13 protein-coding genes and 1 tRNA gene are annotated in these 13,181 nt (G+C 71.6%); 7 read left to right on the plus strand and 7 right to left on the minus strand.

Annotated elements, in window-relative coordinates; genetic code table 11:
- Positions 1-5 precede the first annotated feature (5 nt).
- Positions 6-1,205, plus strand: a complete 1,200-nt coding sequence (locus tag HNR10_RS16355; RefSeq protein WP_179824542.1) for a tyrosine-type recombinase/integrase — start codon at positions 6-8, stop codon at positions 1,203-1,205.
- 124 nt (positions 1,206-1,329) lie between these two features.
- Here the strand turns inward: HNR10_RS16355 and HNR10_RS16360 are convergent.
- Positions 1,330-1,403: transfer RNA gene (locus tag HNR10_RS16360), tRNA-Pro, on the minus strand.
- Between the two features lie 73 nt (positions 1,404-1,476).
- Complete coding sequence (locus HNR10_RS16365) at positions 1,477-2,400, minus strand: metallophosphoesterase (RefSeq protein WP_179824543.1); 924 nt, start codon at positions 2,398-2,400, stop codon at positions 1,477-1,479.
- 98 nt (positions 2,401-2,498) lie between these two features.
- Between HNR10_RS16365 and HNR10_RS16370 the strand changes: the two genes are divergently transcribed.
- Complete coding sequence (locus HNR10_RS16370) at positions 2,499-2,951, plus strand: GatB/YqeY domain-containing protein (RefSeq protein ID WP_179824544.1); 453 nt, start codon at positions 2,499-2,501, stop codon at positions 2,949-2,951.
- A gap of 101 nt (positions 2,952-3,052) precedes the next feature.
- Here the strand turns inward: HNR10_RS16370 and HNR10_RS16375 are convergent, their stop codons facing one another.
- The gene (locus HNR10_RS16375) at positions 3,053-5,437 is read right to left on the minus strand and encodes a penicillin-binding protein (protein WP_179824545.1); all 2,385 of its coding nucleotides are present in this window, start codon (positions 5,435-5,437) and stop codon (positions 3,053-3,055) included.
- Between the two features lie 460 nt (positions 5,438-5,897).
- Here HNR10_RS16375 and HNR10_RS16380 point away from each other — a divergent pair, with 460 nt between their 5' ends.
- Positions 5,898-6,215 carry a WhiB family transcriptional regulator gene (locus HNR10_RS16380; RefSeq protein WP_179824546.1) on the plus strand — a complete coding sequence of 106 codons (318 nt, stop codon included), beginning with the start codon at positions 5,898-5,900 and terminating at the stop codon, positions 6,213-6,215.
- Between the two features lie 270 nt (positions 6,216-6,485).
- Here the strand turns inward: HNR10_RS16380 and HNR10_RS16385 are convergent, their stop codons facing one another.
- Positions 6,486-7,619, minus strand: coding sequence for an ArsA family ATPase (locus HNR10_RS16385; RefSeq protein ID WP_246407249.1), 1,134 nt, complete (start codon positions 7,617-7,619; stop codon positions 6,486-6,488).
- Between the two features lie 176 nt (positions 7,620-7,795).
- Positions 7,796-8,842, minus strand: coding sequence for an ArsA-related P-loop ATPase (locus tag HNR10_RS16390; protein ID WP_179824548.1), 1,047 nt, complete (start codon positions 8,840-8,842; stop codon positions 7,796-7,798).
- A gap of 278 nt (positions 8,843-9,120) precedes the next feature.
- Here HNR10_RS16390 and HNR10_RS16395 point away from each other — a divergent pair, with 278 nt between their 5' ends.
- The 4 genes from HNR10_RS16395 to HNR10_RS16410 all read left to right on the plus strand — a co-directional run bounded on the left by HNR10_RS16395 (position 9,121) and on the right by HNR10_RS16410 (position 11,643).
- Positions 9,121-9,294: a DUF4177 domain-containing protein gene (locus HNR10_RS16395; protein WP_073381827.1), complete on the plus strand. Its 174-nt coding sequence runs from the start codon at positions 9,121-9,123 to the stop codon at positions 9,292-9,294.
- Positions 9,294-9,755, plus strand: a complete 462-nt coding sequence (locus HNR10_RS16400) for a RidA family protein (RefSeq protein ID WP_179824549.1) — start codon at positions 9,294-9,296, stop codon at positions 9,753-9,755. Before HNR10_RS16395 ends, HNR10_RS16400 begins: the two co-directional genes overlap by 1 nt.
- A gap of 156 nt (positions 9,756-9,911) precedes the next feature.
- Positions 9,912-10,742, plus strand: a complete 831-nt coding sequence (locus HNR10_RS16405) for an NUDIX hydrolase (protein ID WP_179824550.1) — start codon at positions 9,912-9,914, stop codon at positions 10,740-10,742.
- Positions 10,743-10,836: 94 nt separating this feature from the next.
- Positions 10,837-11,643 (plus strand): MBL fold metallo-hydrolase, encoded by an 807-nt coding sequence (locus tag HNR10_RS16410; RefSeq protein ID WP_179824551.1) that lies wholly within the window; start codon positions 10,837-10,839, stop codon positions 11,641-11,643.
- A 304-nt stretch (positions 11,644-11,947) separates the two neighbouring features.
- Here the strand turns inward: HNR10_RS16410 and HNR10_RS16415 are convergent, their stop codons facing one another.
- Complete coding sequence (locus tag HNR10_RS16415) at positions 11,948-12,919, minus strand: NAD(P)-dependent alcohol dehydrogenase (RefSeq protein WP_179824552.1); 972 nt, start codon at positions 12,917-12,919, stop codon at positions 11,948-11,950.
- Positions 12,920-12,930: 11 nt separating this feature from the next.
- Positions 12,931-13,179, minus strand: coding sequence for a helix-turn-helix transcriptional regulator (locus HNR10_RS16420; RefSeq protein ID WP_179824553.1), 249 nt, complete (start codon positions 13,177-13,179; stop codon positions 12,931-12,933).
- Positions 13,180-13,181 lie beyond the last annotated feature (2 nt).

A 13,181-nucleotide genomic window follows, 5' to 3' on the forward strand; every position in this document is an offset into this window, starting at 1 on the left:
TCCCCATGGCTCGCGCGTGGGTCTACGACCGCACCAAGGACAAGGCATACGTGGAGGCGGTGAAGAAGGCCAAAACGACCAAGCGCACGCCTCCCGCGCGCTGGATGGTCCGCTATTACGACCCTTCCGGCCGGATCAAGAGCGGGGGCACGTTCAAGAAGAAGCCGGACGCAGAGAAGAAGCAGACCGAGATCGAGAACAGCCTGCACGAAGGCTCGTACCGCAACCCTCACGACGCCAAGGTCACCGTGGCCGAGATGGCTGAGAAGTGGCTGAGCACGCGCACCGACATCAAGCGATCGACCTGGTGGAAGTACCGGGGCCTCCTGGACGCGCACGTGTTGCCTCGCTGGGGAGAGCTTCCGATCTCGGGGGTGTACTCCGAAGACGTCGCCGTGTGGGTGGCCGAACTCCAGAAGCCGCGGGACGAGGGCGGGGCCAACCTGGGCGCCTCCCAGACTCGGCACGCCTACGGCGTTCTCTCCATGGTCCTGGAATGGTGTGTGCCGCGTCGTCTCCCCGCCAATCCCGCACGAGGGGTGCCGCTTCCGAAGCCGAGTGAGGCCGAACACGTCTACCTCGATCACCTCCAGGTGGAGGCGCTGGCGGACGCGGCCGGATCGCTTCGCACCAAGTACGGCCAGATCGCCGCCGCTGCGAACATCAACCGGCCGCTCATCCTCCTCCTGGCTTACACAGGACTCCGCTTCAACGAAGCCGCCGCGCTCCGGGTCGGCAGAGTGGATCTGGAGACACGGCGCATCCGGATCGTGACGGCCTTCGCCGAGGTGGAGGGCAAGCTTGTCGAACAGTCGCCCAAGACGGGCAAGAGTCGGACCGTGCCCATCCCCAGGTCCCTCGTCGCCGAACTGCTTCCGCTCGTGCAGGGGCGGCCGGACTCGGCGCTCGTGTTCACCACCAAGCGGGGGACTGAGGTACGGCTACGCAACTGGCGCAACCGGGAGTTCGGCAAGGCGCTCAAAGCCGCTGGACTCGACGGGATGGGATTGACTCCGCACAAGCTCCGGCACACCGCCGCGTCACTCGCCATCGCGGCCGGCGCTGACGTCAAAGTCGTACAGGCGATGCTCGGCCATGCCACCGCCACGATGACCCTCGACCGGTACGGGCATCTCTTCCCCGACCGCTTGGACGAGGTGGCCGAAGCGATGGACGCCGCTCGACTGCGGGTGCTCGCCGCCTGATCGCCGGACCGGCCACTCGGCCCCGACTCCCGCCATGTGCAATGAATGTGCACTGCGGCTCTGAGGGCTCCATGCCTGGAAAACGAAGAACGGGTGCCCACCTGCGTGGACACCCGTTCCTTTGTCGGGGTGGCGGGATTTGAACCCACGACCTCTTCGTCCCGAACGAAGCGCGCTGCCAAGCTGCGCTACACCCCGAAGCAACGTCCCCAAGTCTAGCGGACGTGTGGAGTGCTCGCGCACCTGATTTCCGGGCGGGCCGCCGGGTGGGTCAGCCCACCGCCGGGACGAGGTCGAGCAGGGATGCCTCGGGGCGGCAGCAGAACCGCACCGGGGCGTACGGCGACGTGCCCAGGCCGCCGGACACGTGCAGCCAGGCGTCGTCGTACTCGTGCAGCCCCCACGCGCGGCGCCGGTCGATCCCGCAGTTGGTGACCAGCGTCCCGTAGAACGGCAGGCAGAGCTGCCCCCCGTGCGTGTGCCCCGCGAGGAGGAGCTGGTACCCGTCGGCCGAGAAGCGGTCGAGGTTGGCCGGCTCCGGCGAGTGCAGGACGCCGAGCCGGATGTCCGCCGCCGGGTCCGCCGGTCCCGCGATCGCGTCGTAGCGGTCCAGCTTGATGTGCGAGTCGTGCACGCCGGCCAGGGCGACGTCGAGCACGCCCGCCTTGAGCGACCCCTTGCGGTTGTTCAGGTCCAGCCAGCCCGCCGAACTCATCGCCGCGCCGAGCTCACGCCACGGCAGGTCCGGCACACGGCGCTTGTTGTAGTCGTTCTTGCTCGTCCGCCACAGGTAGCGCGCCGGGTTCTTCAGCTGGGGCGAGAACATGTCGTTCGACCCGTACACGAACGCGCCGGGACGGTCCAGCAGGGGCCCCAGGGCGTCCATGAACGGCTCCACCGCGTCCGGGTGTGCCAGGGAGTCGCCCGTGTTGACCACCAGGTCCGGCTCGTAGGCCTCCAGGCCGCGGATCCAGTCGATGAGCATCCGCCGCCCCGGTGTGAGGTGGGCGTCGGACAGGTGCAGCACCCGCAGGCGCGGGCTCCCCGGCGGCAGCAGGGGCAGCTCGTAGCGGCGCAGTCGGAACCAGTTGCGCTCCACGACCGAGGCGTAGGCCAGACCGGCCACCCCGACGGCGCCCGTCACCGCGGCCGCACGCCCCACACGGCGCAGGAATCGTCTGTTGTCGGTGCCCATCCGCCCTCCTTCGTCGTCGACTGATCGTCTCAGATCTCCGGAGACGCCGTGCACAAACGGTTGGTCCGCCCGTGTCCGTCGGCCGTAGGATCAGGTTCATGTCCGAACTCAAAGCCCGCCTCAAATCCGACCTGACCACCGCCATGAAGGCGCGTGACAAGGTGCGCACCGGCACCCTGCGGATGGTGCTGGCCGCCATCGCCACCGAGGAGACCGCCGGTACCGCCCAGCGCGCCCTCGACGACGACGAGGTCACCAAGGTGCTGGTCCGTGAGACCAAGAAGCGCCGCGAGGCTGCGGAAGCGTTCGAGAAGGGCGGCCGTACCGAGGACGCCGCCAACGAGCGCGCCGAGAGCGACATCATCGCCGACTACCTGCCCAAGCAGCTCACCGACGAGGAGCTGGCCGGACTCGTGGACGCCGCCGTCGCCGAGACCGGTGCCTCCGGGATGAAGGAGATGGGCAAGGTCATGAAGGTCCTCAACCCGAAGGTCGCCGGACTGGCCGAGGGCTCCCGCGTGGCCGCCGAGGTCAAGAAGCGCCTGGCCTGACGGACCGGGGGCGCTCTCCGCATCCCACGGGACCCAGGCCTCCAGGCTCCCGAACACGACGAAGGGGCGGCGGTGTCACACCGCCGCCCCTTCGTCGTGTCCTACTGGTCGTCGTCCTCCCGGCCGAGGGAGGTCGCCGGGACCACCGGCATCCACTCCACGTCCGAGCCGTCCGACGGTCCGTCCGCCGTCCCGCCGCCGCTGCTCAGGAACACGTTGACCGTGGCACCTTCCGGCAGGCGGGTTCCCGGGTCGGGGTTGACCGCGGCCACCGTGCCCTCGGGCTCGGCCGAGCGGATCGGCGTCCCGGAGACGTTGACCGTGTACCCGGCCGACTCCAGCGCCGCCACCGCGGCCGCCTCGGGCTGACCGATCACGTTGGGCACGCCACCGGGGTCACTGGCCGGGCTCGCGTCGTCGGTCGGCCTGGGCTGGCGCGGTGCCGACGTGGAACCGAACTTCGACGGGGACGAGGGCAGGTTCTCCGTCTCCAGCCCCTCGTGGGCGCCCCGCATGGTCTCCTGCCAGATCGGCCCGGGGATCGTCGCCCCGTACACCACCCCGTAGTAGCGGTCGCCGATGGTGACGTTGCGCAGCGGGTACTGCTGGGGGCCGCGCGGGTCGCCGACGAACACGGCGCTGGCCATCGTCGGGGTACCGCCGGCGAACCAGGCCGCCGCCGACCCGTCGGTGGTGCCGGTCTTGGCGAAGGCCGGTCGTCCGATGCCCAGGCCGGTGGTGGTGCCGCCGTTGAACGTCTGCGACAGCAGGTAGGTGACGCCGTGGGCCACGTCCTCGTCGATGGCCCGCTCGCACTCCGGCTCCATCTCGATCGTGGTGCCCGCCTGGCGGTCCTCGATCCGGGTGATGGCCTGCGGCTCGCAGTAGATCCCGCCGGAGGCGAAGGTCGCGTAGGCGTTGGCCACCCGCAGCGGGGAGACCTCCTCACTGCCCAGCGTGAAGCTGCTGTTGGCCAGTGAGTTCGGGTTCTCCGTGAACAGGGTGCCGTCGGCCCGCTTGAGGCCCAGGCGCTCGGCCATCTGCATGACGTCGCAGATCCCCGCTCGGCGCTGGAGCTGGGCGAAGAAGGTGTTGGACGAGGCCTTGGTGCCCGACACCATGTTGTGCACGCCCTCGTTGCTGTCGCCGGCGTTGCTCGGTGTCCAGGTCGAGAGGGTGCCGCCGTTGCACGACCGCTGCCCGGACACCGACACCGAGGCCGGGGACGGGAACGACGTGCTGTAGGGCATGCCCTTGTCGAGCGCGGTCGCCAGGGTGATCGCCTTGAACGTCGATCCGGCCTGGAAGCCGCTGCTGCCGCCCCGGTCGGCGTCGGTGGCGAAGTTGATGGACGTCTCGCCGAGCTTGCTCTCGTCCGGGCCGTAGTTGCGGCTCTGCACCATGCCCAGGATCTGGCCGGTGCCCGGCTCGATGATGACCTCGGCGGCCACCTTGCGGGACTCGTTCTGGCGCGGAACCCACTTGTCGACCGCGTCCTGGCCGGACTCCTGCGTCTGCGGGTCGAGCGTGGTGTGGATCTCCAGGCCGGCGGTGCGCAGCCAGCGCGCCCGCTCGGTCTCGCTGGGCCCGAACGCCTCGTCCTGCTCGATCTCCTGGACGACGTAGTCGCAGAAGAACGGCTGGTCACTGGGCACGCACCCGTTGGGCGGGGTGTCCAGCTCCAGGTCCATGTCCTCGGTCTTGGCCTCGGCGGCCTCGGCCTCGGTGATGGCCCCCGTGGCGACCATGCGGTCGAGCACGACATTGCGGCGCTCGATGGTCTGCTCGGGGAAGAAGCGCGGGTTGTAGAGGTAGGGGTAGCGGACCAGGCCGGCGATGGTGGCCGCCTGGTGCAGCTCCAGCTCGCTGGCCGGGACCTGGAAGAAGTGCTGGGCCGCGGACTCCACGCCGTAGGCGCCGTCGCTGAAGTAGGCGATGTTGAGGTAGCCCTCGAGGATCTCGTCCTTGGACATGCGCTGTTCCAGCGCGATCGCGTACCGCAGCTCGCGGATCTTGCGCGCGATCGTCTCCTCGCGGGCCTCGTCCAGCTCCTCCTGGGAGGTGGCCGCCTCGATCTGCACGTTCTTCACGTACTGCTGCGTGATGGAGGAGGCGCCCTGGGTGTTGCCGCCCAGGGTGCGCACGGCCGCGCGCAGCGTCCCCGCCACGTCCAGGCCGCCGTGTTCGTAGAAGTTGGCGTCCTCGATGGCCATGATCGCGTCGATCATCACCGGCGAGACGTCCTCGATCTCGACGAGCTCGCGGTTCTGGTCGAAGATCTCGGCGATGACACCGCCCTCGCTGTCGTAGATCGTCGAGCGTTGGGGGGGAGGCGGTGTCTCAAGGTTTCCGGGCATGTCCAGGAAACCGCTTGCGACGTTACGCGCAGTGATCCCCAGACCGCCGATCGCGGGTAGTGCCAGCGCGGCAACGAGAAGACCCGCTATGGCGCCGACGACGACGAGTTGGCTGATTCGTTGAAGCAATGTCCCCTGACCCACCCCATCAGACTAAGTGACCGCGAACGCGCAAAGTGGTGCGATGTGGAACGGACCGAGAGCGAGTGCGATGAATCGCCCGCGCCGGTCACGCGGACAGTGCACCCGGACTGTGCACCCGGACTGTGCACCTCGAACATCTTTTCATGGTTATCGCAGCTCGATCGCTGAGCGGTTCGGCTGTGCGAGGACCCGCCAGGCCTCTCCGGAGAGGTGCCTGGCCTCACACCCATGGCCCGAGTGGGCCATAGCGGGTGAGATGGAAAGTGGGCCGTTCGGGTTCTGTTGGCGCGGCGTCGGTGTCCGTACGTTCGAGGCTACGGGCGGGAGGCGAGAGCCCCCACACGAGCCACCGCACGCGGCAGCCGGAGCCTACCGCGTCCCCCGTCCGTCCAATGCACACGAGTCCCCCACGCCACGTCAGTGCACACGTATGGGAGAAGGACACATGTGGACCCACCAATGGACGAAGAGCGCTCTGTGCCGCCGCCTGGACCCCGACGCCCTCTTCGTGCGGGGCGCGGCACAGAACAGCGCCAAACTCATCTGCCAGGAGTGCCCGGTCCGCACCCAGTGCCTGGCCGACGCCCTGGACAACAGGGTCGAGTTCGGGGTCTGGGGCGGTATGACCGAGCGGGAGCGCCGTTCCCTGCTGCGCAAGTACCCCGCGGTCGTCGATTGGGAACCGCTCCTGGAGGAGGCGCACAGAGTCGGTGACGGCGACGTGTCGCGCTACGCGGAGGAATACGCGGCCGCCGCCTCCTGAACCGGGCCCGCCGCGATCGACGGCTGACGCCGCGGTCGGCCCTGCCGACCGGTCCCATCGGACCCACCCGTTCTGCAGGACCGCGTCATCCTCGCGCGTCCAGACCCTCGCGCGTCCAGCGTCTTCACCCCTGAACTCGGTTCGGGCCCACTCGCTCGCGAGACCGTGTCACCCCCGCGTGTCCCGAGAGCTCAGCCCGGCACGCGGTCCCATCGGGCCCGCTGTCCGCGGGACCACGTAACCCCCGCGCGTCCCGCGTGTCCCGAGTGCTCACCCCGCCGTGCCGCCCTGGCCCGCGTCGGCCAGTGCGGCGCCGATCCGCCGCAGGCCGTCCAGGTCGTGCACGTCCTCGGGCAGGGCGGCCACCTCGGTCACACGGACCCTGGGGTGGCCCGACAGCATCCGGTCCCGCAGCAGCGTCTCCCGTTCGCGGATGCGCACCCGCTCCGCGTGCAGGCGCAGAGCCGCCGCGGCCAGCGGCCGGTCGCCCGCCCGGTCCAACGCGTCGGCCGCCGACAGGGCCTTGTCCCGGGACAGGTCGGCCGCCGCCCCGTCGGGCAGGGGATGGGCGCGGTTGACGACCAGGCCCGCCAGCGGCATCGCGTCCGTGGCCAGGCGCTCGACGAAGAAGGACGCCTCGCGCATGGCGTCCGTGTCGGGGACGGCCACCACCACGAACGCCGTTCCCGGTGCGCGCAGCAGCCGGTACGTGCGCTCGGCGCGCTCCTGGAACCCGCCGAACACCGTGTCGAACGCGGACACGAAGGACCGCAGGTCGTCGAGGAACTGCGCGCCCACGATCTTGCCGATCGTCGACGTCATGAGGTTGAACCCGGCACCGAGGAGCCGGAAGGCGCCCGTGCTCGCGGGCGCGCTCAGGAACCGGATCAGCCGTCCGTCGAGGAACCGCCCCAGCCTCTTGGGCGCGTCCAGGAAGTCCAGAGCCGACCTGCTGGGCGGTGTGTCCACGACGATCAGGTCCCAGTCGCCGGACTGGCGCAGCTGCCCCAGCTTCTCCATGGCCATGTACTCCTGTGTGCCGGAGAAGCTCGTGGAGAGGGTCTGGTAGAAGGGGTTGGCCAGGATCTGCCGGGCGCGTTCGGGGTCGGCGTGCTCTCTGACGACCTCGTCGAAGGTCCGCTTCATGTCGAGCATCATCGCGTGCATGCTGCCCCGCGCGCCCTCCGGCAGCGGCACCGGACGCGGGGTGTTGTCCAGCGACTCCAGCCCCATCGACTGGGCCAGCCGCCGGGCGGGGTCGACGGTGATCACCACGGCCCGGCGCCCGCGTTCCGCCGCACGCAGGCCGAGGGCCGCGGCGGTGGTCGTCTTGCCGACGCCGCCCGACCCGCAGCACACGACGATCCGCGTCCCGGGATCGTCCAGCAGCGCGTCGGTGTCCAAAGCGCGCCGGAGCGCGCCGTTCGCGCCACGGCCCGCTCCCTGAGTCGCGCTCTCGGTGCCGACCGCCCCACGGCCCGCACCCTCCGATCCATGGCTCACATCACGGCTCGCTCCGCCCTCTGCGCCACGGCCCGCTCCGCCGCTCGCTCCACGGTCCCCCTCGTCCGCTGAGCCGGTCATCGGCTCACCCCCTGCGAGGTCAGGCGCCGCGCCATCCCGTCGAGCGCGGTGCGGCCGACACCGCCCTCCACCAGCGGCAGCTCCACCAGCGGGTGCCCCAGGTCCGACAGCCGCCCGCGCACCCGCCGCTCCAGCGCGACCCGGAGCGCGTGCGCGCGCACCTCGTCGGCCAGGTCCTCGGCGAGCGGGCCGGCGTCCGCCAGCCCCGCCGCCTTGAGCCCGGCGGTGAGGTCCTCGATGTCGGGGCCGCCGTCCACGGACGCCGCCAGGTCCGCCTCGCCCAGCAGCGGGGCGCGCACCATGTTCACCACCACCATGCCGACCTCGATCCCCAGTGCCGCCATCTCCGCGACGCCGTCCCGGCACTCCTGCGCGGGCATCTCCTCCAGCAGGGTCACGAAGTGCACCCGGGTCTGGGCGGAGCGGATGACCTCCATGACCTTGTCCGCGTGGTTGCGGATCGGCCCGACCCTGGCCAGCCCCGCCACCTCGGAGTTGACGTTGAGGAACTGGGCGATCCGGCCGGTCGGCGGGGCGTCCATCACCACGGCGTCGTAGTGGAACGGGCCCGTGGACGGCGCTCCCGTGGGGCGTCCGCGCGCTCCGCGGCGGCGCCGGACGGCCTCGGTCGCCTTGCCGGTGAGCAGGACGTCGCGCAGCCCGGGGGCGATCGTGGTCGCGAAGTCGACCGCGCCCAACCGGTTCAGCGCCTGTCCGGCCCGCCGCATGCCGTAGAACATCTCCAGGTACTCCAGGAGCGCCGCCTCGGCGTCCGCGGCCAGGACGACGACCCGTCCGCCGCCGGGCACGGAGACCATCTCGCGTTCCTCGTAGGGCAGCGGGGCCTCGTCGAGCAGTGTGGCGATGCCCTGGCGTCCCTCGACCTCCACCAGCAGGACCCGGGCACCGTCGGATGCCAGCGCCGTGGCCAGGGCCGCGGCGACCGTGGTCTTGCCGGTTCCGCCCTTCCCGGTGACGATGTGCAGGCGGGCACCGGCGCACGCCTGCCCCGGTCGCGGTGGTGGGTGCTCACGCTCGCTCACCTCACGGAGTCTATGCGGGCAGGCGCGTCCGGGCCGTTCCCGGTCCTCCGGCGGCGTCCGTGTCCGGTCCTCCGGCGGCGTCCGTTCCCGGTTCCCCGGTGGCGTTCCGCCCTCCGTGTGTTCCGCTTCGGTGGTGCCCTCGCCGGCCGTGCGCGGCCGCCCGGGCGCCGCGTCGGGGACGGCACGCACGCGTGGGTGCGCGCGGGTCAGTAAGGTGGCGGCGTTGACGTGCGGTACCGGGTCCGGCCCGGCCGCCGGTTACCGATGGGGGAGTACGTATGAGCAAGTGGGAGTACCAGACGGTGGCGCTGCTGTCGCACGCCACCAAGCAGATCCTCGACAACTGGGGCTCGGACGGGTGGGAGCTGGTCTCCGTCGTCCCGGCGCCGCTGCCCGAGGGCACCGACCCCCGCAACCAGCAGTACGTGGCGTACATGAAGCGGGAGCTGTGATGGCGAGCCCCGAGGAGCGTCTCGCCGAGCTCGGCCTGACTCTGCCCGAGGTCGTTCCGCCGGTGGCGTCCTACACGCCGACCGTGCGCAGCGGGAACCACGTGTACGTCTCCGGTCAGCTGCCGTTCGTCGACGGCAAGCTGCCCGCCACGGGCAAGGTCGGCGCGGAGGTCACGCCCGAGACCGCCCAGGAGCTGGCCGCCCTGTGCGCGCTGAACGCCATCGCGGCCGTCAGGGCCGAGATCGGCGACCTGTCCAACGTGGTCCGGGTGGTGAAGCTGGGCGGGTTCGTGGCCAGCGCCCCCGACTTCACCGGGCACCCGGGCGTCATCAACGGCGCCAGTGACCTGATGGGCCAGGTGTTCGGCGACGCCGGCGTGCACGCCCGTGCCGCCGTGGGTGTGGCCGCCCTGCCGCTCGACTCCCCGGTCGAGGTCGACATGATCGTCGAGGTCGTCTGACCGGGTTCGGCCGATGACCGGGAGCGGGGGCGGCGTGCGGTGCCGGGAGGTGCCGGCCGCCTCCCGTGTCCCGCTCGCATCCCCGTATCCCGGTCGCCGCCCCGCCTCACGGCCGCCCCCGCCCCGTGCCGCGCCAGACCCGAGGAAGGACTTGCCATGCCCGAGCAGACCGGTCCCGTGACGCCGCGGCCCGCCGCCACCGTGATGCTCCTGCGGGAGCCGGCCGCGGAGCCGCGGGACGGGCACGGTCTGGAGGTCCTGCTCATGCGCAGGGTCGGGTCCATGGGATTCGCGCCGGGCGCCTACGTCTTCCCCGGCGGCGGAGTGGACGAACGCGACGCCGACGGCGACCTCCCCTGGACCGGTCCCGGCCCGCGGGAGTGGTCGCAGGTGCTGGGGACGGACGTTCCCATGGCCCGCGCGCTGGTGTGCGCGGCGGTGCGGGAGACCTTCGAGGAGACCGGGGTGCTCCTGGCGAGCGCGCCCGGCGCGAGCACGGACGCACCCGCCCTGGACACCACCACCGCCGACTGGGAACGCGACCGGCTGGGCCTGATCGACCGCACCCACTCCTTCACCGAGGTCCTGTCCCGGCGCGGGCTGGTCCTGCGCTCGGAGTGGCTGAGGGCCTGGTCCCGGTGGATCACGCCCAGCGCGCAGCCGCGCCGCTACGACACCTGGTTCTTCACCGCCGAGCTCCCGCCGGGGCAGCGGTCCCGCGACGTGGGCGGCGAAGCCGACCTCACCTGCTGGACCGACCCCGCGACCGTCGCCGGGGAGTGGAGCGCGGGACGGATGCCGATGCTGCCGCCCACGGTGGTGGCCTGTGCGGAGCTGGCGAAGTGCCGGACCCTGGAAGGTGTACGGACGGCTCGACGGGATATCGTCCCCTTTGAACCGGACGTTCGGGAAATCGACGGTCAGCTCCGCGTCATTGCCCCCGACGGGGCTGAGTTCCCCGTACCGAAACCCGACGCGCGATCCTGACGACCCGCGTGCCAGCGCGGGCCGCGGGAGGGCGGAGAGGTCTCACAGCATGTCCTCCAGACCAGTCCGGTCTCGGCGATCGAAGCGAGGTGCGATGAGGATCGACGGTTCCGGGACACTGCGCGCCAGCTGTGTGCTGTGCCCCAACCCTGGCCCGATGACGTTGGAGGGGACCAACACCTGGATCCTGCGCGAGCCCGGCGCTCGCGGGGTCGTGGTGGTCGACCCCGGCCCCCACGACGAACGCCACCTCGAACGGGTGGCGCGCACGGTGCAGGAGCAGGGCGCACAGGTGCTGATGACCATCGTGACGCACCGGCACCCGGACCACTCGGAGGGCTCCCGCTACTTCTCCGAGCTGACCGGGGCACCCGTCCACGCCGTCGACCCCGCCATGCGCTGCTCCGGTGCCGGCCTGGCCGACGGTGAACTGCTCTCGGTGGACGGGCTGGGCATCCGGGTGGTCGCGACCCCCGGCCACACGGACGACTCCGTGTGCCTGCTGCTGGAGTCCGACAACGCACTCCTGACGGGGGACACCATCCTGGGCCACGGCACACCCGTCATCGACGGGGACGACGGCCTCGGGCCCTACATGGACTCCCTCTACCGCCTCAGGGACCTGGTGCGCGAGTACCAGATCCGCACGCTGCTGCCGGGCCACGGTCCCATCCTGACCTCGCCGGGGTCGGTGCTCAGCTCCTACATCGACCACCGTGAGTCGCGCCTGGACCAGGTCCGTGACGCCGTCGGAGCGGGCGCGACCAAGGTGGAGGAGATCGTCGACCGGGTCTACCCGGACATCACCGAGCAGATCCGGTTCGCGGCGAGTTCGTCCGTGCGTGCCCAGCTGCGCTACCTGGCCGACCGCGGCGAGCTCCCCGAGGGCATCGACGCCTGACCCGGACGTCCGTCGCCAGGACCGCCCGCCTGGACCACGTGCCGGGACCGCTCAATAGTCCGCCCACCCACTGGGGCCGCCTGCCGGACCACCCCCCGGGAGGCCGCCCGCCTGGACCCCTTCGGGCCGCCCCCGGACCGCTGTCCGCCAGGACCGACGAACCGCCCGACCACGGGGGCCGGGGCCACTCGCCCCCGGACCGCCCTCCGCCAGGCCGGCCCGGCGCGGTCGGCCGGGGCGCGCTCGGTCCGGGCGCGCGATCGGGTTCCCGGGCGGCCGTGCGGTCGACGGCCGGGCGGCCCCCTCAGCAGGTGACGACCACGGTCCCGGCTTTGCGGCCGCTCTCCGCGCGCCGGTGGGCGTCCACGAGGTCCTCGAGCGGGTACACACGGTCGATGACGGCTCGGATCGCGCCGGAACCGGCGAGTGCGTCCAGATGGGCGAGGTTGTCGGGGCTCTGGCGCAGCCCCGTGGCCGCGAACCGGCAGGTGCGTCCCCGTCCTCTGGCCGTCCACAGGCTGTGCACGACGGCGGAGGGGTCGGGGGCGGTGGTCAGATAGGTCCCGGTCGGTGTGAGCGCCCGGCGCGCACGACCGAACGAGCTCTTGCCCGCCGCGTCGAAGAAGACGTCCTGCAGACGGTGCTCCGCGGTCCCCGGGAGGGTGGGGTCCACCCGCGTGCGGTCGATGACCCTGTCGGCGCCCAGCGACCGCGCCAGGTCGGCGTTGGCGGGGCCGCACACGGCCGTGACCTCGGCGCCGTAGTGCTTGGCGAGCTGCACGCCGTAGCTTCCCACCGACCCGGTGGCGCCGTTGACCAGTACCTTGTGGCCGGGCCGGACCGGCCCCACGTCCCGCAGGAAGGTCAGCGCGGTCGTCGCCTCGACGACGCTCGCGGCCTCCTCGTAGGTCGTGTCGCCCGTGATCCGCGCCATCGGCCGGTCCTGCGGCAGGCACAGGAACTCCGCGTGGGCGCCGAAGTCGTTCGGACTGACGCCGAGGACGCGGTCGCCCACCGAGAACCGCCGCACGTTCGCGCCCACCGCCGCCACGTCCCCGGCGAAGGAACCGCCCAGCACGGGGAACCGCGGCCGGACCAGGCCGGAGTACAGGCGGGCGGCGAACGGGCGTCCCGACCGGAACGCGCAGTCGGCGGAGGTGACCGTCGTCGCGCGGACCCGGACCAGGACGTCGTCCGCCCCCGGTTCCGGGGTGGGCATGTCGCGGGGTTCGAGGACGTCGGGCGGTCCGTATCCGGGGCAGGCCATCGCTCGCATGGTGCGCCTCCTCAGGCGTGGTCCGCGGCCCCGGTGGGCCCGGGGTCGTCGGGGTACTGGAAGACCTCCTCCAGCGGCGCGCCGAGCGCCCGGGAGATCTGGAAGGCCATCTCCAACGTGGGCGAGTAGCGCCCCTTCTCGATGGCGATGACGGTCTGCCGGGTCACGCCGACGCGGTCGGCCAGCTCCGCCTGGGTCATCTCGCCCCGCGCGAAGCGCAGCGCCCGGATGCTGTTGGTGACCCTCGTCTGCCTGGCCATGG

This window comes from Nocardiopsis aegyptia (assembly GCF_013410755.1).
In the GTDB taxonomy this organism is placed as follows: Bacteria; Actinomycetota; Actinomycetes; order Streptosporangiales; family Streptosporangiaceae; genus Nocardiopsis; species Nocardiopsis aegyptia.